20 protein-coding genes are annotated in these 22,597 nt (G+C 55.2%); 9 read left to right on the top strand and 11 right to left on the bottom strand.

Annotation, left to right across the window (positions count from 1 at the left end; all coding sequences use genetic code 11):
* Nucleotide 1: 1 nt before the first annotated feature.
* Nucleotides 2–469, top strand: coding sequence for a Cys-tRNA(Pro) deacylase (gene ybaK, locus LVD14_RS07740; protein WP_237133517.1), 468 nt, complete (start codon nt 2–4; stop codon nt 467–469).
* Here ybaK and LVD14_RS07735 read toward each other — a convergent pair.
* Genes LVD14_RS07735 through LVD14_RS07715 form a run of 5 tightly spaced genes read right to left on the bottom strand, consistent with a single transcriptional unit; the run spans nt 461 to nt 4,806 of the window.
* Nucleotides 461–1,486: an amidoligase family protein gene (locus tag LVD14_RS07735; RefSeq protein WP_237133516.1), complete on the bottom strand. Its 1,026-nt coding sequence runs from the start codon at nt 1,484–1,486 to the stop codon at nt 461–463. The two genes, ybaK and LVD14_RS07735, sit on opposite strands and share 9 nt — an antisense overlap.
* Nucleotides 1,479–2,006 (bottom strand): gamma-glutamylcyclotransferase family protein, encoded by a 528-nt coding sequence (locus LVD14_RS07730; RefSeq protein WP_237133515.1) that lies wholly within the window; start codon nt 2,004–2,006, stop codon nt 1,479–1,481. Before LVD14_RS07730 ends, LVD14_RS07735 begins: the two co-directional genes overlap by 8 nt.
* Before the next feature lie 21 nt (nt 2,007–2,027).
* A complete protein-coding gene (locus tag LVD14_RS07725; protein ID WP_237133514.1) occupies nt 2,028–3,326 on the bottom strand; it encodes a serine hydrolase domain-containing protein in 1,299 nt (432 codons plus the stop codon).
* Between the two features lie 44 nt (nt 3,327–3,370).
* Nucleotides 3,371–3,649, bottom strand: coding sequence for a MoaD/ThiS family protein (locus LVD14_RS07720; protein ID WP_237133513.1), 279 nt, complete (start codon nt 3,647–3,649; stop codon nt 3,371–3,373).
* Nucleotides 3,649–4,806, bottom strand: a complete 1,158-nt coding sequence (locus LVD14_RS07715; protein WP_237133512.1) for a glycosyl hydrolase — start codon at nt 4,804–4,806, stop codon at nt 3,649–3,651. Before LVD14_RS07715 ends, LVD14_RS07720 begins: the two co-directional genes overlap by 1 nt.
* Nucleotides 4,807–5,311: 505 nt before the next feature.
* Between LVD14_RS07715 and LVD14_RS07710 the strand changes: the two genes are divergently transcribed.
* Complete coding sequence (locus LVD14_RS07710; RefSeq protein WP_237133511.1) at nt 5,312–8,410, top strand: TonB-dependent receptor domain-containing protein; 3,099 nt, start codon at nt 5,312–5,314, stop codon at nt 8,408–8,410.
* A gap of 184 nt (nt 8,411–8,594) precedes the next feature.
* Here LVD14_RS07710 and LVD14_RS07705 read toward each other — a convergent pair whose 3' ends face one another.
* A complete protein-coding gene (locus LVD14_RS07705; protein WP_237133510.1) occupies nt 8,595–9,443 on the bottom strand; it encodes a glucosaminidase domain-containing protein in 849 nt (282 codons plus the stop codon).
* Nucleotides 9,444–9,592: 149 nt separating this feature from the next.
* Between LVD14_RS07705 and LVD14_RS07700 the strand changes: the two genes are divergently transcribed.
* The 5 genes from LVD14_RS07700 (at nt 9,593) to LVD14_RS07680 (ending at nt 14,821) form a co-directional block, all read left to right on the top strand.
* Nucleotides 9,593–9,991, top strand: coding sequence for an ArsR/SmtB family transcription factor (locus tag LVD14_RS07700; protein ID WP_237133509.1), 399 nt, complete (start codon nt 9,593–9,595; stop codon nt 9,989–9,991).
* Entirely contained in the window at nt 9,988–11,004 is a 1,017-nt protein-coding gene (locus LVD14_RS07695; protein WP_237133508.1) for an ArsJ-associated glyceraldehyde-3-phosphate dehydrogenase, read from the top strand. Before LVD14_RS07700 ends, LVD14_RS07695 begins: the two co-directional genes overlap by 4 nt.
* 12 nt (nt 11,005–11,016) lie before the next feature.
* Nucleotides 11,017–12,216, top strand: coding sequence for an organoarsenical effux MFS transporter ArsJ (gene arsJ / locus LVD14_RS07690; RefSeq protein WP_237133507.1), 1,200 nt, complete (start codon nt 11,017–11,019; stop codon nt 12,214–12,216).
* Between the two features lie 251 nt (nt 12,217–12,467).
* Entirely contained in the window at nt 12,468–13,961 is a 1,494-nt protein-coding gene (locus LVD14_RS07685) for a SulP family inorganic anion transporter (protein WP_237133506.1), read from the top strand.
* Nucleotides 13,961–14,821, top strand: a complete 861-nt coding sequence (locus tag LVD14_RS07680) for a universal stress protein (protein WP_237133505.1) — start codon at nt 13,961–13,963, stop codon at nt 14,819–14,821. The genes LVD14_RS07685 and LVD14_RS07680 overlap by 1 nt, the downstream gene beginning before the upstream one ends.
* A 137-nt stretch (nt 14,822–14,958) precedes the next feature.
* Here the strand turns inward: LVD14_RS07680 and LVD14_RS07675 are convergent, their stop codons facing one another.
* The 4 genes from LVD14_RS07675 to LVD14_RS07660 all read right to left on the bottom strand — a co-directional run bounded on the left by LVD14_RS07675 (nt 14,959) and on the right by LVD14_RS07660 (nt 19,639).
* Nucleotides 14,959–15,606, bottom strand: coding sequence for a YceI family protein (locus LVD14_RS07675; RefSeq protein ID WP_237133504.1), 648 nt, complete (start codon nt 15,604–15,606; stop codon nt 14,959–14,961).
* Nucleotides 15,607–15,638: 32 nt separating this feature from the next.
* Nucleotides 15,639–16,202, bottom strand: a complete 564-nt coding sequence (locus LVD14_RS07670) for a YceI family protein (protein ID WP_237133503.1) — start codon at nt 16,200–16,202, stop codon at nt 15,639–15,641.
* Nucleotides 16,203–16,229: 27 nt separating this feature from the next.
* A complete protein-coding gene (locus tag LVD14_RS07665) occupies nt 16,230–18,158 on the bottom strand; it encodes a PQQ-binding-like beta-propeller repeat protein (RefSeq protein ID WP_237133502.1) in 1,929 nt (642 codons plus the stop codon).
* Between the two features lie 248 nt (nt 18,159–18,406).
* Nucleotides 18,407–19,639: an ADP-ribosylglycohydrolase family protein gene (locus LVD14_RS07660; RefSeq protein ID WP_237133501.1), complete on the bottom strand. Its 1,233-nt coding sequence runs from the start codon at nt 19,637–19,639 to the stop codon at nt 18,407–18,409.
* A gap of 291 nt (nt 19,640–19,930) precedes the next feature.
* Between LVD14_RS07660 and LVD14_RS07655 the strand changes: the two genes are divergently transcribed.
* Nucleotides 19,931–20,419 carry a nucleoside deaminase gene (locus tag LVD14_RS07655; RefSeq protein ID WP_237133500.1) on the top strand — a complete coding sequence of 163 codons (489 nt, stop codon included), beginning with the start codon at nt 19,931–19,933 and terminating at the stop codon, nt 20,417–20,419.
* Nucleotides 20,420–20,828: 409 nt separating this feature from the next.
* On the top strand, nt 20,829–21,674 hold the full coding sequence (locus tag LVD14_RS07650) for an HDOD domain-containing protein (RefSeq protein WP_237133499.1): 846 nt from the start codon (nt 20,829–20,831) through the stop codon (nt 21,672–21,674).
* Between the two features lie 472 nt (nt 21,675–22,146).
* Here the strand turns inward: LVD14_RS07650 and merC are convergent, their stop codons facing one another.
* A complete protein-coding gene (gene merC / locus LVD14_RS07645; RefSeq protein ID WP_237133498.1) occupies nt 22,147–22,581 on the bottom strand; it encodes an organomercurial transporter MerC in 435 nt (144 codons plus the stop codon).
* Between the last annotated feature and the right edge of the window lie 16 nt (nt 22,582–22,597).

Genomic DNA, 22,597 nt, shown 5'->3' with positions numbered 1-22,597 from the left:
TATGACACCAGGAATCGACGCAGCCAGCAAGGCCGGAATCGAGTACCGGATCCACGAGTACACTCATGATCCGGCCCACGCGTCTTATGGTCTTGAGGCTGCAGAAAAAATGCAGGTCTCTCCTGATCAGGTGTTTAAAACACTGGTCGCAGCCCTGGACACCAGGGAATTGCTGGTAGCGGTGATTCCTGTATCGACCAGCCTGAATATGAAAATGCTGGCGAAGGCCGCTGGCGGCAAAAAGGCTGCAATGGCAGAGGTCAATGCAGTCCAGCGCAGCACCGGCTACGTGCTGGGGGGCGTCAGCCCGCTGGGACAGAAAAAGCAGCTGCGCACCTTCATAGACAGCAGCGCCACTGAGTTCGAAACCATCTTTGTCAGTGCAGGCAAGCGAGGGCTGGAAATAGAGCTGAGCCCGAACGACCTGAAGACACTGACAGCTGCACAGTTTGCGGCGCTGTCAGCCTGAGCTGCGTGTCAACATCGGCACATATTGTCCCTGCAGTGTTTTCAACCACTGCCCGAACAGGCGCTCTGACGGCGAGTTGAGATAAGCCAGATAATCGTGGCAGCACAGATTAAGTAACTGCCGGTCCGCTGCCAGTCTTTCCACAGCGAGCCAGTCATTCCATGCCAGCGACAAGGACCAGTTGCTGTCGTGAATGTCACAGTTGGGCAATCGATAATGCAGTGCGGGTCGTGACTTGATGCGCGGGTCATCGGTGTATTCCCGCACCAGTTTTTCGTCCACATGAGCGAATACGGGCAACATGTCCAGTGCCCGGTTGCGGGTTGGATTGAATTCAAGATAGTCACGCATCAGCTGTTCAAGATCAGGCTGGTAGTCCGGCGCCAGCACCAGGCGCACATAATCGACCGGGAAGGGGTCGATGTAAGGTGTCACCCGACGCGCCATGTCCACCTGGCATCGGACCTGCAGCCAGTCGAACAGGCAAAAGAACGCCTTGAGAATGGAATCAATATAGTCCGCAGTGGTCTCTGGCACCTCCATGTTCAGATGCATGCCGAACGCGTTCGACCAGCGGTCAGAGGTCCCTTTTGCGCCATGCTTCCTGATACGCGATATCAGGGTTTCCACCTGCTGCAAGCGCGCCATTGGCAGTGGCGGACTGACCAGCTCTACAGGCACAACAGTTTCTGCAACGCTGGCCATCAGCTCCTCCAGCGATTGCACCAGCTCACCCATCATGCCCGGCTCAATGGCCTGCCGCCCCATACTCTTGAGCAGCCCAAAGTCCAGTTCCACCTGCCAGTCTCCCGCCGGGTCGCCCACAATCTCCCAATCATAGCGTCCGCTTTCGCGCACATCGACGGCCATGCCCTGATCATGCAGGAACTCTGCGACCAGCTTTGCAAGCCTGTCGACAGTGATATCACTCATCTCAAGCTCAACGCCAAGCCGTCGCTCCTTACCCTCAGCATTGCGGGTAATGTCCGGCATGTGTACTGGCTGAACCTCACTCATTGCTACGGGACTCCGGAGTCGGGGGTTCAACTGTTCCCTGTTGCACAGGCGAGCCAATGTCAGGCTCAGGTCGGATTCTTTGATACACCCAGGCTTGACCGCCGTCTTCGAGGGTCACGACGAAGCGTCGATAACGCTGACCCAGACGCTCATAGCGATCCAGGCGCCGCAGCTGACGCTCATTAACGGTCAGCACCAGACCGCTGACACTGGCCGACTCATCTTCGACAATATCCAGACCAGCACGACGATAACCAGATAGCGCGCCGGGACGGCCGGTGATCCTGGAACCGGTCACCAGCATCCTGACTGCCGGATTACGCAGCGTTCCGAAAACGAAAAGCCGGGCTTCGCCGTTCTCGTCAAATCCGTAGCTGGCCTGCTCCAGCTCAAGTTGCATGGTCTGTGGCACCTCAAAATTCGCGGGATTCAGATATACATGCCACCAGAGAACGGCTGGCACTGCAAGTAGCAATGCCAGCAGCAGTGAACGAGAGCGTGTCAGGCGGGGCCAGCGCAAGAATCCTCCTGTCTGAATCGCTTACTCGCCAGCCGGGCCGTTCAGAGCATCAACGATGTTCGATTTGAACTCTTCCCGAAAGCCATTACCACTGGCGGGTGAGACCTGTGCCATGATCACAGCAATCATATTATTGACGGGATCGATCCAGAAACGGGTGCCAGCTGATCCATCCCACCAGTACTCACCGGTGCTGACGGGGTGATTGTAGGCAGCTGGGTCCATCGCAACCGCAAAGCCGCCCAGCGACCATCCCGAGCCAAGCCAGTACCCGCCACTACCGATTGGCAGAAGCGCATCAGGAATGGCATTTTCCGATACCAGACGCCGCGTCTGTTCGCTGAACAATGCCTCACCATCGGGTCGCGTGTTGGTCAACAAGGCGTGGGAGAACGACAGGAAATCTGCAGTGCTGGAAACCAGGCCCACACCACTGCTGGTCAAGGTCCGGCGCTCGGTGACGGGAATGTCCTCCATCTCTATCGCCCTTAACTGCCCTGCGTCATCCGGCCGATACACGGTTGCCAGTCGTGGGGCACGTTCTTCATCGACGTAAAACACGGTATCAGTCATACCCAGCGGCTGAAAAAGCTGCTCCTCCAGGTAGACATCAACGGGCTGCCCCGTCACCACCTCAATCACGCGCCCCAATACTTCGGCATGCAGACCATAACGAAACTGGGTACCCGGATCCTCAAACAGCGGCAGAGCCGCTGCATTGTCAACCACCTGCGCCAGTGTCTGGTCATAGCTATGTACATTATTGGCGCGATAGAGTGAGCTGCTGCGACTGCCCAGGCCTGAGGTGTGCGTCAGCAACTGGGCCAGTGTAATATCGCCCACCCTGGCCCGCACTGCGCCGGGGTCTGGATTGGCAGAATCGATCAGCACGGGTTGATCGGCGAAGGCAGGCAAGTACTGGCTGACAGGGTCATTGACGTCCAGCAGCCCCTGATCATGCAACAGCAGGATTGCCACGGCGGTCACTGGTCGAGTCATTGAATAGGTGCGAAACAGCGCATCCAGCGGCATCTCATCACGGCTTTCAATGTCGCGCCAGCCCACCGCCTCGGCGTACACGAGCTTGTCGTCCTTCATGATCGCCGCAACAGCACCAGCAATGTCATTGGCTTCCACGCGCGCGCGCAGGGCGGATGTTGCAGACTGCAGAGCCTGATCAGACAAGCCAACCGTGGCTGGTGACGCGGTGTCGAATCGATCCGACCAGGGCAGAGATGACCCGGCACTTTGCGACAGAGCGGTGCCGGCAGACAACATCATCAGCACGCCTACTGAAACCGCCTTGAAACCCGTTTGCATCTGAATACTCTCCCGTCATATTGATGATGACAGGCAGTCTACATTCAACCTCCACTCAAGGCACCCACAATCTGTATGCGACCACCATCCGGCACTGGCACAGTCAGATCATGAACCAGCGTTTCGCCCACAAACATGGCAATGTGCCGGCGGATACGCTGATGTTCGTCTACCACTCTGAATCTCAGGCCCGGGAATTTCAATTCCAGCGCATCCAGAACGCCTGCCAGTGTCAGGGTGTTAACCGGCAGACTCAAGACCAGGTGACGCTGAGCACCGGTATAGTCATCCAGCTGACTGGGCAGGGTGACAGTGATGTTCATTACTCAGCCCGCTCAGCCACTTCTACTGAATAAATCTGTGGCAGATCCATGGCCAGCCCCTGCCAGGAGTCGCCACCATCAAAGCTGCCCCAGATCTGGCCGTTGGTGGTCCCCAGATATACGCCCGTCTGATCATGTGAATCTACTGCCATACACTGACGTTTGACCGTCCACCAGGCCTGCGAGACAGGAAAACCTTTATCCAGTCGCTGCCAGCTCATGCCGCCATCGTGACTGCGATACACCGCAGGTTTACCCTGAGGACTGGTTCTCGGCCACTGTCCCGAGCCATCCATGGGGAAAACCCAGATCGTCTCCGGGTCGCGCGGATGCACCAGCATGGGAAAACCAATATCACCAATCTCGACAGGCATATTGTCACCGATACGCTGCCAGGTTTCGCCCTTGTCACGATCCATACGATAGATACCACAATGGTTTTGATGGTACAGCCGATTTGAATGAACTGGGTGCATGACCACACAGTGTGGATCGTGACCATACTCATATTCGCTGCCATCTTCTTTAGGGGGATAAAAGTCCATGGCAACGCCTTTGTTCAGGGGTCGCCAGGTGCCACCTTCATCATGGCTTTCAAAAATGCCGCCGCTGGACATGCCAATCAGCAGGTGTCGCGCGTCAGTCGGGTCCACGATCACTGAATGCAGTTTCGGACCATCCGGTGTGCCGTCCTTGTCACCGCCGCGCCAGTCCACAAATTCAGCCAGGTGGTTCAGCCCGACCACCTCCTGCCAGCTCATTCCGCCATCATTGGACCGGAACAGGCCCTGGGGAGAGGTGCCGGCATACCACACATCAGGCTGACTGGCGTGTCCCGGCGTCAACCAGAAGACATGATCCACGGCCCTGGCTGTTGAGCCTACTGGGGCAAATGCAGGCGGCTGCGTCGACTCCCGCCAGGTCTCGCCTGCATCTGTGGACACAAATACAGACGGCCCAAGATGCCCACTGCCCACGGCCATGAGCTGATAACCCGGCCGGCGCGGATCCTCCACGTAGTGGCTGACCACTGCCCCCAGATGCATAGGCCCGGTCAATTGCCGCAGCTGCCTGTCACTGCCAAGCGTCAGGCACCATGCGCCCTTTTTTGTACCGATCAACAGCGTTGTTGCTGCCGGCTCCCTGTTTTTATTCATGTCTGATGTCCTTTGCCGCGCTGAAATTGAAGGATTCCAACCAATCAGTCGTTACAGTTTGACCGCTTTCGACACAGTTTGAAGAAAAAATTGACTCTGTCAAAAAACATGGTTTATGCTTCGAGCGATCGATCGCACAGGTCTTGATTGCAAAATTTTTGTTTCAAAACATGGCGTTACGAAAAGAAACAAAATGATCATTCTGTGGAGATTGGTAACACTTCTCGAGCAGTACCTGCCGTGGGAAGTGTGACAATTCAGATCCGCCAGACGCATAACAACAACAAACAGAAACTGCAAAAAGCAACAACGTGAAGAGGGCTGACAAAGGTCCCTGTAGGCACTGGCTATTTTTATGGCCGGGAGTGATAGAGCCGAGTATTGCTATTACCTCAAGCAAACGGGGTACTGCGTTCCAGTTCTTATCTGTTTGTGTGTCCGTTACACGTATACAGGTGGCAACTTAACTGCAGTAAATAATAAGTACTAAGGGGGGGGAAACCCGATGAAACTGAAAGAACTGTACCGGTGTATCGCATGCGCCTCACTGGTGGCACCAACCCTGGTGTTCGCACAGCAAGGCTCCGAGCCGGAAATTGAAGAAGTTGTAGTTACCGGTTCCTTGATTCGTGGCACACCTGTTGATGCCGCACTTCCCGTAGAAGTTTACTCCCAGGACGATCTGGCACTGTCCGGCTCGCCTTCTGCACTGGACTTCGCCAAAAGCCTGAGTATCTCTGGTGCCACTACCGGTGAATCCTACTACTTCGGCGGCGCTGGCCTGACTGGTAGCGTGCAATACAACCTGCGCGGTATCGGCTCCGACAAAACACTGTCGCTGTTCAACGGTCGCCGCGTTACGCAAAACACCTCTGTTATTCCATCAATCGCACTGCAGCGCACCGAGATCCTGAAAGACGGCGCGGCTGTAACCTACGGTGCGGACGCCACAGGCGGTGTTGTTAACTTTATCAGCCGCGACAGCTTTGAAGGCATTGAAATCCAGTCTTCATACAAGGCTATCGACGGTTCTGATGGCGACTGGAACGTTGGTATCGTAGGCGGCTTCAGCGGCGACGTAACCGATGTCGTCTGGGCTGCTTCATGGGATCACCGTTCACTGCTGAACGCAGACGAGCGCCCCTTTACTGATCTGCCTTACGGCGTCAACCCAGCCCCCTGGTCAACACTGACCAACCTGGCTGGCTGGCTGCCGCGCGGCGCGCTGCCTGCAACACAGACTTATAACCCTGCTTCTTCGAACGGTGCAGGCGACTGGGGCAACCCGGTTGGTGGCGTAATCTCCGACTTCACCCAGAGTTCCTGTGAAGCCGTCGGTGGTGTGTATGTCAACAGCTTCACCTGTGCATACAACTACATTCCTTACTACAACGTCGTATCTGAGAATGACATTTACCGACTGTTTGGTCAGGTAACCACACAGGTTACTGACAGCATGGAATTCTACGCACGCGCAGCCTACTCCATGGTGGATACACCTGCCCAGTACGGCTCGCCCTCACAGCCAGTAATCCGCGGTCCTGCCATCCACGGCGGCGCGACATACCAGCTGTATGTGCCGAAGAACAACCCGTTTGTGCAGGATTTCGCGACCCGTACCGGCTTTATCAATAACCCGGCATGGGCTGTGACTCAGGGCTTCACGCCCATCACATACCGCGCGTTCGCACACGGTGGTCTGGATACGTTTGCTGAAGATGGCAAGTACTCAACCCCCAGCAAAATCCGCAACAAGTTCACGCACCTGGTGGCAGGTTTTGAGGGCGAGTTCGACAACGGCATCACCTACGATATCGCTACCACCTACAACCAGTCCAACCTCTACGCCGACAGCCCCGACATGATGCTGTACAACGTTCAGGAAGCGCTGAATGGTTTTGGTGGTCCAAACTGTAATGTACCCGACCTGAACCCGAACCGTTTCGGTACTCAGAACCCTGCCCTGGCAGGATCAGCTGGCTGTAGCTGGTACAACCCGTTTGCTTCCAACTTTGCTCAACAGCCGGTTTATGGCCTGGCCAACCCAAGCTATGTACCAGGCGCAGAGAACCCGGACGAGCTGATCGAGTGGATGTTTAACCCACGTGCGACTCGTGACGTTAACTGGAACCTGACCTTTGACGCCGTATTCAGCGGCGAGACACCACTGGAACTGCCAGGCGGTATCGTAGGCTGGGCGGCTGGTGCACAATTCCGTACCACCGAAAACCAGGAAATCGTGACAGATCCGCTGTACAACGGTTCACGTCCGTGTCAGAACCCAGCCACAGACGGTCAGGTACCACGCGACCCTTCAGACCCTCTGTACAACGGCTGTACGCCTGACGAACCGGGTCCATTCCAGTTCTTCTCAACCAACCCGGCTGACTTCAGCACCCAGGATCAGACTTCCGTATTCGGTGAATTGAGCCTGCCTGTGCTGGATAACGTGTTCCTGTCAGCAGCAGCACGTTATGAAGAGTTCTCGGGCGGACTGGATTCAACGGTATACAAGGTCTCTGGCCAGTGGAACATCACCGACAACATGTCAGTCCGTGGCTCGTACGGCACCAACTACCAGGCTCCTGGCGCGGATATCATTCCAGGTGAATTTGCCAGCGGCACTGCGAGCTACACCGTCGCCGGTGGTAACTGGCGTGGCGCACAGACGGTAACCCGCTCTGACATCGTTCCAGAAGAAGCCACTGTCTGGAGTTCAGGCTTCATCTGGCAATCTGAAGGCTTCACAGCTGGCAGCGACTTCCGTTTCATCATTGACTACTTCAATATTGAAACTGAAAACGAGCTGGGCCTGCTGGCTTCAGTTAACCAGATCGCCTCCTCAGTGTTCAGCATTTCGCCAACCGGCTCAGGTGCTGTACCGACTAATGGTAGCGCGCTGGCTGACTGTTCACACCCGCTCGTTGGTCGTGTGACCTTCAACGGCCAGTGTGTGCAGGGCGTAACGACTGCAGCCGACTTCTCGGAAATCCGTACTGACTTTGGTAACGGTCCTGGCCAGCTGACTGCTGGTTTTGACATCCAGACCACGTATGGTTTCCCGGCGTTCTCTGGCGACGTGACCCTGAGTGCAACAGCCACCAAGATCAACAAGTTCCAGTACACTGAAACCACGCTGGACGGCTTCCAGATTGAACCGGGCGCTGACCGACTGGGCTTCCTGAACTTCGCAACCATTGCCAACGCTGTTTCCGAATGGCGCGGCAACCTGACAGCGAACTACGCTCAGGGCGACCACAACTTCCGTCTGCAGGCTCTGTACATCAAAGGAGTTAAGGACGACCGTTACTTCAACGCAGACGGTACACGCGTTGGTGACGCTGCTCTGACACCGTCTGGTCGTCAGATTGGCAGCACTGACCCCTACGGCCCAAGCCTGTACGGTGTGTTTGGTGAAGACTGGGTATCTGTGGACTTCCACTACACCCTGGACCTGCTGGACTGGGATGCAACCCTGTCAGCTTCTATCGAGAACATCGCGGACGAAATGCCGCCTGCCTCTCGTCAGGAGCTGGGTTACGATCCACGTATCGGCAACCCGCTGGGCCGCACCTTCCAGGTTGGTGTGACCAAGCGCTTCTAATAGGCACTGCCCTCACGGGCAGTCTTGTTGGATAAACTAAAAGCCCCGCTCTCTCGAGCGGGGCTTTTTTGTTTGTACTGTCTGCGACCTGAAAATCTGTGCACTATCCCTGAATCAGATAAGTCAGTGTGCCTACGTCAGCCAAGGCGAAAAGCTCAGTATAGGATCTGTCGGTAGCGGAGTGTCAGTCTACTGTACTGTCGGGCTCTATCGTCTCATCCAGCTCATCAAGCTCATTGAAGCGAATCATCTCGCTCAGCTCATCAATATAGGCCTCACCGCGCTCCGAGTAACGATCCAGATCGCCGACCAGTTCCAGGCCGCTAACCAGCCGGTCGTTCTCGCGCAATGCTTCACGGCGTCGACGCAGCTCCAGGTAGGCCTCGTGACTGTTGAGGTTGTGGATGTAACGCTGCACCGAATGCAGTGGCGAATCAAAGGCTGCCACCTCATGCTGGGCACCGGCTGGCCTATCTTCCGGCACCAGGCCGCAACCGGCGACAAAACACCAGTGGCCAAAGTAGTTGTTGCCTTCGACGGCAAACCGCGAACCACCCCAGGCGCTCTCGTTGGCAGCCTGTGCCAGCGCCAATGACGGGGGCACGATGTCGACGCGGCGAATCAACACTTCCCAGTCTTCGTCGGAAGCGACATCGAAATCGCTTATTTCGTATTCTTCGGCCAGTTGCTGCAGCCACATGCGTTGCCAGAACATTAGCGACCCTCGCCGCTCGCTCAAAGACAGCAGGCGCTCGCGTTGCTCGAGGATCTGCTGGTTACGCAAAGTGACTAGCGGGAGAAAATACTCGAAAAACATCTGTTTGCGTTGTTCGGTATCCGTGTACATTGAGAAATCAGGCGGCGCGGGAATCGTGGCGTTGGGCAGCATTCGCCAGGCGATGGCAATCAACACCAGCGCCGCCAGACCCAATACCAGGGCATTTACCCGCCGCTGAGGTTCAGGAACAGCTACTTCCGATGGTGCCTCGACGTCAGTGCCTGATTGAGGCTTGTTTTCGTTCTGGTCGGTCATATGATCCACAATTCTCTGATTACTCCCTACCACCCTTGATACGCACCAGCATAGCCGGTCGGATCGATACAAGTCCATTCCCCACTGAGGCTTGCAGTTATCCCGGCCAGGGACTATATTCGTTTCAACAGATATTCGGGAAAACGAATATGCCAGAAAACTATTCCCCTCCCTCGGCACTGGAGTTTTTCAAGGCACTTGCGGATGAAACGCGGATGCTGAGCCTGCTATTGATTGAGCGGGCCGGTGAACTTTGTGTATGCGAGCTAATGGCCGCGCTGGAAATGCCCCAGCCAAAAATTTCGCGCCATCTGGCACAGCTGCGCAAGTGTGGCATCGTCAGTGATCGACGGGAAGGACAGTGGGTTTACTATCGGCTGCATCCGGGTCTGTTGGACTGGATGAAATCCACACTGTCAGACGCCAGACGGCATTCGCAGGGCAAAATCGAAACGCCCATGCAACGACTGCAGACAATCAACCGGCGCAGCCCTTTTCAATCCTGCGCTTCAACTGAGATGTTACAGACCACAGGAAGCTGCTCATGACTATCAGGATCGGTATTAATGGCTTTGGACGCATCGGTCGTCTGGCCACACGTGTATTACTGGAGCAGCCAAAAGCTCGAATTGTGCATATCAATGATCCGGGAGGTGACACTGAAACACTGGCTCATCTGCTGAATTTCGACTCGGTTCATGGCCGCAGTGCGCATGACTGCCAGGCGGACGGTGACGCCCTGCTGGTTAAGGGGCAACGCATATCAGTCTCGCACAACACATTGATTGCCGATACCGACTGGTCTGGTTGCGACCTTGTTATTGAGGCCTCCGGCCGCATGAAAACCGTGGCAGTACTGCAGGGCTATCTGGATCAGGGCGTAAAACGCGTCGTTGTCTCGGCGCCCGTTAAAGAGGAGGGTGTGCTGAACATCGTCATGGGGGTCAATGACGAGCTGTACGACCCAAGCCAACACACGATCGTCACAGCCGCGTCCTGCACCACCAACTGCCTGGCGCCTGTGGTCAAAGTCATCCATGAAAACCTGGGTATCAAACACGGCTCGATGACCACCATTCACAGCATCACCAACACCCAGACCATACTGGATGCGCCACACAAGGATTTGCGACGCGCCCGCGCCTGCGGTGAAAGTCTTATCCCAACTACCACTGGCTCGGCCACGGCGATCACTCACATTTTTCCGGAGTTGAAAGGCAAGCTGAACGGGCACGCCATTCGTGTACCACTTGCTAATGCCTCGCTGACCGATTGTGTGTTTGAAGTTGACAAGCCAACCACCGCAGAGGCGGTCAATGCGTTGCTGAGGCAGGCGTCAGAGACGGATCTGCAAGGTATTCTGGGATATGAGGAGCGTCCTCTGGTGTCCATCGATTACCGGACTGACCCACGTTCCAGCATCATCGATGCACTCAGCACACTGGTCGTCAACGACACTCAGGTGAAGATCTATGCCTGGTATGACAACGAGTGGGGTTACGCCAACCGCACGGCTGAGCTGGCGATAAAGGTCGGCACGCTGGACCAACAGAACGGATAAGTGTCGCCTGTAATGCGCAAACCGCTCTCACCTGACGTCCGCCAGTATCTGATTGTCACCGGCAACTACTGGGCTTTCACGCTGACCGACGGCGCACTGCGCATGCTGGTGGTGCTGCACTTCTACCAGCTGGGTTATACACCGCTGGAAATCGCTCTGCTGTTTCTGTTCTACGAGATTTTTGGTGTGGTCACCAATCTGGTGGGTGGCTGGCTGGGCGCCCGCGTGGGTCTGAATCGCACCATGAATATCGGGCTGTTCCTGCAGATTGTGGCCCTGGGCATGTTGCTGGTGCCGGCCAGTATGCTGACGGTTGCCTGGGTCATGACAGCCCAGGCGTTATCCGGTATCGCCAAGGACCTGAACAAAATGAGCGCCAAAAGCGCCATCAAGCTGCTGGTACCTGCCGAGGCCCACGGCACCCTGTTCCACTGGGTTGCTTTGCTGACGGGCTCCAAAAACGCCCTGAAAGGTGCCGGCTTTTTCCTGGGTGGTGTGCTGTTGGCCTGGCTGGGCTTTCAGGGCGCTGTTGGCGCAATGGCCGGCGCGTTACTAGTGATCTGGTGCCTGAGCCTGATGTTATTAAAGGATGATCTTGGCCGCAGCAACGCCAAACCACGTTTTCGTGATGTTTTCTCAAAAAGCCGGGCCGTCAATGTCCTGTCGGCAGCCAGGTTGTGCCTGTTTGCCGCGCGCGATGTCTGGTTTGTCGTCGCCCTGCCGGTTTACCTGTCGCAGGCACTGGACTGGTCCTCAAGTCAGACTGGCGGCTTCATGGCGTCGTGGATTATAGCTTATGGCCTGGTTCAGGGTCTGACGCCGCGCTTCATCCATCGCGACCAGAGTCGCCCTGTTTCCGGCCGCACGGCAATGGGATGGGCGGCTGCGCTGACACTGGTTCCCGCCCTGATTGCACTTGCGCTTACCCAGAATTTGCCCGACAGCCTCTTGCTGATTTGCGGTCTGCTGGTGTTTGGTGTGCTGTTTGCCATCAACTCATCACTGCACAGTTATCTGATCGTCAGCTACGCAGACAGGGAGAATGTCTCAATGGATGTGGGCTTCTACTACATGTCCAATGCCATGGGCAGGTTATTGGGTACCGTGCTGTCCGGCTGGGTGTTTCAGGTCTATGGCCTGGGTGCCTGTCTGTTAATTTCCAGCGTATTGATATTGCTCGCCAGCCTCATATCGGTCGCGCTGCCACGATAATTCCTCTATAATTCGCGCCCTTTGCACGACCGCATATTCGACGCAGCTTATCTTCATGTTCGGAACGCCACCATAGGGCAACGGCCTTTGCATCAATTCCAGATGTGAGGATCAGGCGCCTTCTTAGACACGCTTGCATCACCAGCCTCGCGCACAACAATCCAACAAGCGTGGCGCATTTTAATCAACTGCTACCCAAACCGTCTGTCAGCCAATGCCGGACCTGGGTAATCTTTAACTACGGAATGACCATGCTTTTATACTCAACACGCAAAGACTGGTTTGGAAATGTCCGTGGCGACCTGCTCGCCGGACTTGTCGTCGCCCTGGCTCTGATTCCCGAGGCAATCGCCTTCTCCATCATCGCTGGTGTCGACCCGCGAGTGGGTCTGTATGCGTCTTTTGCGATCGCAGTGATCACGGCCATCGTCGGCGGACGTCCCGGCATGATCTCTGCCGCCACTGGTGCCATGGCACTGTTGATGGTGACGCTGGTCAAAGAACACGGCCTGCAGTATCTGCTGGTCGCGACGCTGCTTACAGGGGTGATACAGATCGTCGCCGGCTACCTGAAGCTCGGTAATCTGATGAGTTTCGTATCCCGATCAGTGGTCACTGGCTTCGTCAATGCCCTGGCAATTCTGATTTTTATGGCGCAGTTGCCGGAGCTGACCAATGTCACCTGGCATGTCTACGCCATGACCGCGGCTGGATTGGGCATTATTTACCTGTTTCCTTATCTGCCGGTGGTTGGCCGCACGATACCCTCACCACTGGTATGCATTCTGTCGTTGACGGCCATCGCGGTCATATACGGTATCGATGTGCGCACCGTGGGTGACATGGGCGAGTTGCCTGCCACACTTCCGGTTTTCCTGCTGCCGGATGTCCCCTGGACGCTGGATACCCTGATGATTGTGTTGCCCTACTCTGTCTCATTGGCAGTGGTTGGCCTACTGGAATCGCTGATGACAGCAACCATTGTCGACGATCTGACCGACACACCCAGCGACAAGAACCGCGAGTGTAAAGGCCAGGGTATCGCCAATATTGGCGCAGGCCTGCTCGGCGGCATGGCCGGTTGCGCGATGATCGGGCAGTCGGTGATCAACGTGAAATCCGGCGGGCGTGGACGCCTCTCGACGCTTTGCGCCGGTGTGTTTCTGCTGATCATGGTGGTGTTTCTGGGTCCCTGGCTATCGATGATCCCCATGGCCGCTTTGGTGGCGGTGATGATCATGGTCTCAATCGGCACTTTCAGCTGGAGCTCCATCATCAACATCAAACACCACCCCAAATCGACCACGCTGGTGATGCTGGTAACCGTGGTTGTGGTGGTTGCCACCCACAACCTGGCCTATGGTGTGCTGGCCGGCGTGCTGCTGGCTTCACTGTTTTTTGCCAATAAGGTCAGCCACTTCATGTATGTGGCGTCGGAGCTTGATGCGCAAACGCAGACCCGCCATTACACGGTGGTCGGTCAGGTGTTCTTCAACTCGGCTGATCGCTTTGCCAGCAACTTCAATTTTAAGGAAGTTCTGAACAAAGTAGTGATAGACTTGAGTCGTGCACACTTTTGGGACATCTCGGCCGTCGCCGCGCTGGACAAAGTAGTCATCAAGTTCCGCCGCGAAGGCGCCGACGTTCAGGTGATTGGACTGAATGAGGCCAGCGCCACTATCGTCGATCGCTTCGGCGTACACGACAAACCCGAAGAAATAGAAAAAGTACTGGGGGGACACTGATGACGGAACGAACCACCGTATTGGCCTGTATCGACGGGTCTTCATTTACCGGCGCAGTGATCGATTATTCCGCGTGGGTAGCCTATACCGTTAACGCCCCCCTGCGCCTGCTGAATAACATTGAGCGGGGCCGCATGCCCTCTTCCGACCTCAGCGGCAGTATCGGCCTTGGCGCCCGTGAGGAGCTGCTGGATGAGCTCGTGGAGCTGGAGTCACGGCGCAGCAAGATTCTGATGGAGCAGGGTCGTATCATGCTGACTCACGCTACCGAACGCGCCTGTGATTTTGGTGTCGCCGGCATTGAGTCACTGCAGCAGCATGGTGACCTGACCGACTCGCTGATCGACATGGAGCATGAGATTCGCGTCCTTGTAGTGGGTATTCGCGGCGAAGGTCATGAGGACCGTGAGAAAGGCATTGGTGCACAGCTGGAAACTATCATCCGTGCCCTGCACCGCCCCATCCTGGTGGTCAACCGTCCTTTTGATAGTGCGCCACAGCGCATGATGCTCGCCTACGATGGCAGCGAAGCGTCCCGTAAGGCGCTGAACATGATTATCTCCAGTCCGCTGTATCAGGAGATGGAATGCCATGTGGTGCACGTCAACAATAACGCTGAAGAAGCTCAGGCACTGCTCGCACAGGCCAGCTCTGAATTGCAGGCTGCTGGCTTGCAGGCAACGACAGAAACGCTAACGGGTGATGTTGTACCCGCATTACTCGAATACCAGCACGATCATCAGATTGAGCTGACGGTCATGGGTGCATTCGGACACAACCGTCTACGCGAATTACTGTTTGGCAGTCTCACAGCCAAAATGCTGGTGCAATCAAAGGTACCGTTGCTGCTGCTGCGCTGAGCAGGACTCTGAACCCAGAAGTACCCGCGGTTGATCGGCGCGCCAACAAAAAAGCCCCACTTCTTAAAGCGGGGCTTTTTGTTTCTACACCGACGCTGACCCCATAAAAGGGCAATGCAGTCAGCTGTAGCCTGGGATTACTCGTCTTGCGCTTCCTGGAACTCCACGTGAACTTCGAGCTCGATGTCGTCACCGACGCCGAAGGTCACCATGTTGTCCAGGCCGAAATCCGAACGCTGGAATTCAGCACTTGCCTCAAAACCAAGCGTGTAACGACGAGTGAGGAAGTTACGACCACCACCATTGAAATCAACGGTCATTGTGACAGGTGCAGTATTACCCAGCAGTGTCAGGTCGCCCTCGAAAACAAAGGTGTCCTCATCGACCGCTTCAACAAAACGGGTGGTTCTATAGATTGCCTGTGGGAAGGCAGCCACATTGAACCAGTCCTCGCCACGCAGATCTTCAGCAAACTCAGGGTTGTTCACATCAATCGATTCAGTATTGATGATGACTTCCAGGCTGGAGTTTTCAACGTTCTCCGGATCGAAGTCCAGAGTGGCATCAAAGTCGTTAAAACGACCGATGTAGCTGGAAAAGCCGAGGTGGTTGATCTTCCACAGCAGGGACGCGTGAGTCTTGTCCAGTGTGTAGGCACCACCACGCAGTTCTGCTACTTCGGTGTTGAAGTCTGGAGTGATCAGACGATCACAGCCAGCCAGCGCAGCCGCGCTGACAACCGCCAGCGCGAGGGTTCGACATTTAACAAATGGTTTATTGATCATTACGGTTACCTTGTTCTAATAATGCCGATTGGTCACTGCATTTCTGCGTAGACATCAACTTCAACAGTCACATCGTTCGGAACTGCTGAGGTGTTGGCAAAATAGCCCTGACCTACACCGAACGCCAGACGCTGAACAACCACTTCGCTGGTCAGATTGAAGCGATTGCCATCAACTGTCAGCTCAAATGGGAACGTCAGCGGATGAGTCTGGTCACGAATAGTCAGCATGCCATCAGCCACAAACGAATTCATGGACTCCAGACGGCAGGAAGTTGCCTCAAAACGTGCCGTCGGGAAACGGTCCACGTCAAACAGTTCGATGTCCATCATGTAGCTGTATGTCTCTTCGTCATCAATGGCCATATCAATAATCGGAATGGTCACTTCAAACTTGCAGTCAGCCGGATTCAACGGGTCGATCTCGAATACCGCATCGACGTTCTTGAACTCACCCTGGTAAGGGGTGTCTGAATACGAGTACTTGAAGATAACGCTGGAAGCATCCTGATCAATAACCCAGGTTTGTGCCTGGGCAGAGATGCCAGCCGTCAGCATGAGCGGCGCCAGCGCCGCCCGGAAAAACTTAGTTCGCATAATCAATACAACTCCAAATCTTACAAATTAGGGCAGCGCGTAAGCCACCAGTTCGGACGGTTGTCCCTGACCGCTTACGACCATGGCCACGTACTGTTTGCCATTGTGCTCGTAAGTAAAGGGCTGACCAGTCTGAGTGCCGGGCATTTCGATCTCGGCAATGATCTCACCGGTCTGCTTGTCATGGGCACGCAGGTATGGGCCACCGCCGACGCCTTCACCGGCGAACAGCAGGGTTTTGGTCAGCAGCAGACCGGAGCGCGTTTCCACGCCGGTTCGCGGCAGATCCACGCCTTCCAGGGCGGGGTTATCAGCAATAATTGATGGTGTGTCGGCATTCGCAACCATCCACTCGTGCTCGCCTTCTACCATATCGATAGCCGTGATTCGGCCATACGGTGGCTTGACGATAGGCAGACCCATCGCGCGAGGTACACGCACACCCAGCGCCATGCTGAAATCGATGTCTGAATTTTCATCTTTGGCTACCGACAACACGGCCACTACTGTGCGTGACGGTACGTACAGCATGCCGGTTTCTGGATCCAGTGCCGCACCTTCCCAGTTAGCACCACCGGTTGCTGATGGCAGGCTCAGAGTGCCCTGCGTACCATCTTCAGCACCACGCACTGACGGTGGAGAATACAGGTTGGTACCCAGGCGGAAGGGCTCGATAGCTTCCAGGGCAGCGGCGCGCAGCTCTGGCGTGTAGTCAATCAGGTCATCTTCTGTGATGCCCTGACGGTCGAAGCCAGCTGGTTTGGTCGGGAACGGCTGCGTTGCGGCATACCACTCACCAGGCACGTCACCGGCCGGAACTGGCAACTCTTCGATTGGCCAGATTGGCTCGCCAGTCTCGCGATCGAAGGTGTAAACAAATGCCTGTTTAGTAACCTGCATGACGATTTTGCGACCGTTAGGCAGATCCGCCAGGATCGGGGCGGCCGGGTTATCCCAGTCCCAGATGTCGTGGTGGATGATCTGGTAGTGCCACTGACGTTCACCGGTTTCGATGTCAACAGCCACCAGGCTGGTACCAAACAGGTTGTCGCCCGGGCGGTCACCGCCGTAACGGTCACCGGTAGGTGCCTCTACTGGCAGATAGACGTGTCCCAGTTCCGGGTCGCCAGACATCGGGGCCCATACGCCGGTGTTACCGGTGTAATCGGCACTGTTTTCCAGCCAGGTGTCATAACCGAATTCGCCCGGACGCGGAATCGTGTGGAAAGTCCACAGATGCTCACCAGTGCGGACATCGTAGGCGCGCACGTCACCTTTGACGTTAGCCATTGACGGCGGACGCATGGACACGGCCATGGCTGGACCAACCACTACCACATTGTTCATGACAAACGGAGGCATGGAAGAGCCAATGTCGAGGTCTTCGCGGCCTGGTCCAAGACGCAGACCTTCATGCATGTCGATGAAGCCGTTGTCGCCAAATTCAGGATCGAGGGTACCGGTTTCGGCATCCAGAGATACCAGGTAGAAGCCGGGCGTAATGACAAGAAGACGACTCTCGTCACCGTCGCGCCAGATGGCCAGACCCCGCCCGGAGCCTTTACGTGGCGCATTGTCGTAGCGTTCCTGGCTGTCAATCGACTCCCATTGCCACAGCACTTCGCCAGAGGTGGCGTCTATGGCAACCACGTCACGTTGCGAACCAATGGTCGTGTACAGGACACCATCGACTTCCAGCGGCGTGAATGTTGCGTTGTATTCAGGGTTATCACCGAAATCGCCGGTGGGCAGACGCCAGGCAATCTCCAGATCGGCGACGTTGTCAGCATTAATCTGGTCCAGCGGCGAATAACGCTGGGCGGCCATGTTTCCGTTGTAATCCGGCCAGTCACCCTGTGACACGTCAGTGCCATGCTGTGACCATGCGGTGGATGCGCACATGAGGGAACCGACACTCAAAGCGAGCGCCGACAACACGCGTTTCGTTTTTATCATTCTTAACTCCCTGAATTCAGGTTGTATTTCTTGAAACTCCTGGCCAGAACCCACCCATCTGCCGCCACCTTCAGGCAGCTGACAGCACATCAAGAGGAGATTTAGCCAAGTATGGGTTGTGCCAAGAATAAGTCATACACCGGCTGCAAGCAAGCCGTGGGGCCCTCGCGTCACGTTTTGACACGATGTACAACAGGCCTGCTGCGACCAGCCCCCAGGCGCGCGATCAGGCCGCTTCAGGCACTCTTCTATTTTGTCAGATGTCCGGTACCGCTCGCCGCCAGAGCAGCGAACTGCCGTATCTCCTCCCTGAGCGCCTCGTGATCCTTCAGCCCGGTTATCCACTCCTCGGGCACCTCGCTGCTGCCCGCTGCAAGCAACAGCCCCAGCACCAGCCCACGATGGACACTGTCGCCACCAATTTCCGCATTGGCTCGCAAAGTGCTGATCAGTCCGCAGTCGTGCTCTTTCCCAAGTTTCGCCATAAGTGGCAGTGCCTGTTCAACATAGCAGGCCGTCGCAAAGTAATCCGTACTTCTGGTCTCTGCACCCTCCTTCAGAAAGCTCATGTGCAGGCGCCAGGCTTCATCAGCCGGGATATTTCCCGGGCCGTCATGTTCCCGGTATGCCTTGAAAAGCTCATCGCCAGAAATCGCTGGCGACGGTACCTGCGTCAGCAGATCTTTAAATACTTTCTGAGGATCGCTGCCATTAACCAATCGCAGCAATGCCGGCACCAGTACTCCAAGACCACTGCTTACCACTTCCGAGCGGTGCGTCAGTTGCTGGTGAGTGATTGCCATTCCCATGGCGATGAACTGATTGTCCGAATTCAGCAGAGATAGCACCAATGGTCTTATCAAACCGCCGACGCTATCGATCGACCAGACCTGACGCTGCTGCTCAGCACAATTCTCTGGCGCGATACCCAGGCTGTAATTCTCGAACCAGCGGCGCAAATAGATTTCAGTGTACGGGTCTGAATTGTCACGCGGCGTTGTCATGTAGCCAATAAAATCCTGCAAGAAGCCATCCTGGCTGTACCCGCCGCGGGAGATCACTGACCGCATCAGCAACCGCAGCAGTCCGGCGCCAAGTGTAGACTCACCTGCCTGTAAGCCATGGTGGTAGTGAATCCGCTCTTCGAGCGATGTTGTCTCGTTGCCATGCTCGCCCTCGCGATCGTCCAGTTTGAATTTGAAATCACTGTAGCTGGTGCGGTAGAAGCTGGCGTGTTCATGAAGAATGTCGAAGTCGCGATCGCAGGCCTTTGACTTTTTTACGTCCGGCTGATAACTGCTGCCCACCATGAATGAATCCGGATGAGGGTGCGGCGCCGGATAATACTGGTCGATACCGCTGGGGAACTGTTCACGAATGTGATCTGTTGAATAAAACCAGTGCACCGGCATTGCCAGTGCGTCGCCAATAAACGCGCCCCACAATGCATTCTCGATCCGGCTGGCAATAGAATCACTCATGGTTCTGCTCCTTCACTGTTCAGCTTGAGTCCGATTTATCAATGCTGGTTGTACACCCTACATTTCACCTTTTCAGTATTACTGTACGACTGAGCTGGACAGCTGGAGCACACCCAGTCGCGAGAAGACTTCAACGCTCTTTTGCTCCGATTGTCGTAAGGAAGTCGGACTAACCGGGATGAATTCGACTTCATGCAGCTGCTGTGCTGAAATTGTCGGAAATTGAGAATCCTGCAGCTGAAAGACAACTCGAAGAGCACGGAATCCCAAACTCGCCCAAAAGGCCGGACCATGATGACAGACGATGCACATATACAATATTTGCAAAAAGCGATTTCACTGGCAGTTAAATCCGTGCACGAAGGCGGTGGGCCATTTGGTGCGGTGATTGTGCGAGAGGGGAAAGTTATTGCCGAGGCCTGGAACCAGGTAACACTGAATCATGATCCGTCCGCCCATGCGGAAGTGGCTGCGATACGTAAAGCAGGCAAAGTTCTGGGACACGCCCACATACAGGACTGTATTCTATACAGCAGCTGCGAGCCCTGTCCGATGTGTCTGGCGGCCACAATGTGGGCTCGTATTCCCAAGGTTTATTTTGCTGCCGCGCACGACGAAGCCGCACGAGCTGGCTTTGCCGACACGCACATTGCGGAGCAGTTGTACGGGCAGACTCGACCAGTAGCGCTGGAAACAGGTTTTTTAACGCAAGTGAAAGTCGCATCGGCGACGCTACCATTTGATACGTGGCTGGCGAGAGAGGATCGGGTAGAATATTAATTGACTGCACTGAACCAGAGCCAGTGAAGTTTCGTTGCTGTTCGTGATTTTGCGATAGTCTGGGCCCATCTTCATGAACACTGATGGTTTCTGGCAAGCTATTGCTTGATTCCAATCCAACAGGCAAAAATCAAATGGAAGTCTTGTGATTCGAGAACTGCTGTCCCGCCTTTTCGGCCAGTCTGGGCGCCGAAACCTGTCACCAAGCTCAGCTGAAAAAAAGAACAGCCGGCCAGCGACACTCCCATCGGAAAAGACAAGGCCCGCTCCCTCTCGTGACGACACCGTTCAACATGGGCAAGCAGCCCGTGAGGCACTAAGCCGGGAAATCAAATACACCGAGATGACAGGCGGAAACACCGGGCAGTTATTCTATGACTTTCTACTTGGGGAGCCGAAGTTACAGCGAGTGTCGACACTGGAACAGGAAATTCTGCTCGATACCAATGCACTACTGGATTCTCCAGACACCATCGCCGCACACATACCGAAGCTGTCGCATTCTGTCAGCAAGTTAATGGACATGCTTGAGTCAGATGATTTTGACCTGAAGTCATATTGTGAAGTCGTGGAGAAGGATCCAACGATCGCGGCGCAACTGATTTCAGTGGCAAACAGTGCGCAATACAACCCAGGTGGTGAAGAAATTACCGATATCAAACGGGCCTTCTCACTACTGGGCAGTCAGGGCGTCAAGCAACATGTGCTGCTGGCCTACATTAAAGGTATATCGACTATCCGGCATGCTTACTTCAAGGCATTTGGCGAAAAGATCTGGATTCACAGTGACGATACAGCCAACATTTGTCGCGATCTGGCCGGGATACGTGGCCTGGACGGTGAAACAGCTTTTCTGATTGGCCTGGTCCATGACATTGGCAAGATTGTGATCTTCAAGCTGATGATAGACGCAGTACGCCGATTCAACCCTGATGAAAAGCTGGGATCGCCGGTCGTCAAACAACTGTTGTCCCAGAAGTCCATGCAGCTCAGTGTTCTGGTAGCCACGCACTGGCGGATGCCCACTGTTGTAATCTCAGCAATCCGGGACCTGGCGCTTGCAGACCGTCAGTCATCGTTTAGCCCCCTTGGGCAGGTGCTGATCTATGCCAACTTCATCAGTGAATGGCGCCAGATTCTGGGAGCCGGATTATCCTCGGAGGTGGAGTTCGAACGAGAGGTCATGCGACTGCAGCTTGCCGATGATGTGCGTGCTTACATCATGTCGGCGGAGCGGCGCTCGGCCAGTCATTAGAAAGCCTGGGCTCGGTCAAACCGGGGAGTTCTCACTAACCAGATACCACAAACAAAAAAGGCCCGCATAAAGCGGACCTTTCTTGTTTGGCGCACCCGGAGAGATTGATTCGCAATCCGCTGTGGCGGATTACTCACCCCTTCGGGGCGGCTTGCAGCCGTCCAAAACGCGAGGCGTTTTGTCGAACCGGGGAGTTCTCACTAACCAGATACCACAAACAAAAAAGGCCCGCATAAAGCGGACCTTTCTTGTTTGGCGCACCCGGAGAGATTCGAACTCCCGACCAAGTGGTTCGAAGCCACTACCTGGAACGCCATGTGATTGTTTTTATTAACTTTAATAGTGCGTCCGTTGCGTGATTTTGCACTACAAAGCACAACAATGCCCAACCAAACCCGCAAAAGTCCCGCATACAAATCCAACCCAAAAGCTTGGACTGCGGTCCAGTTGAGATACGGGAAAAGTTTCAATATCACTTGTCCGCGCTACTGCTTTCCTGATCCTTTATCGCACTTTCTGGTTCGCATCGTTTGTGTCGGGCTGAAACCATATCCCAGACCGAGACACCTAGCATGAATCCAAGCCCCGGATAAAAATACCATTCACTCATCGTTATGGCCCCGATCAATACTAATATCGGGCCAATCAACCCCAGCGCTGTCCGATGCCATTGCCCGTGACTGAAGTAACCCAACACATTGACGACTATCACCAGAACGGCTATGAGCGGAATGACCCAACTCACGAGTACCGATTCCCACTGACTGAGAAAACCTAAGCCCAAAGCCGCGCCTATAGCGCCCAGTGCGGGGAAACACGCGGAACATCCTATTCCTGCAACCAAGGCTCCGCTAAAGCCAGCTTTGTCACCAATGCGGACTATCATGTTAAACAAATTATTGAACATACTGTCTCCCTTTATT

This window comes from Pseudohongiella sp. O18, assembly GCF_021729085.1.
Taxonomy (GTDB): domain Bacteria; phylum Pseudomonadota; class Gammaproteobacteria; order Pseudomonadales; family Pseudohongiellaceae; genus Pseudohongiella.
The sequence above is the reverse complement of the archived record's forward strand: the minus strand, read 5'-3'. Positions and strand labels throughout refer to the sequence as shown.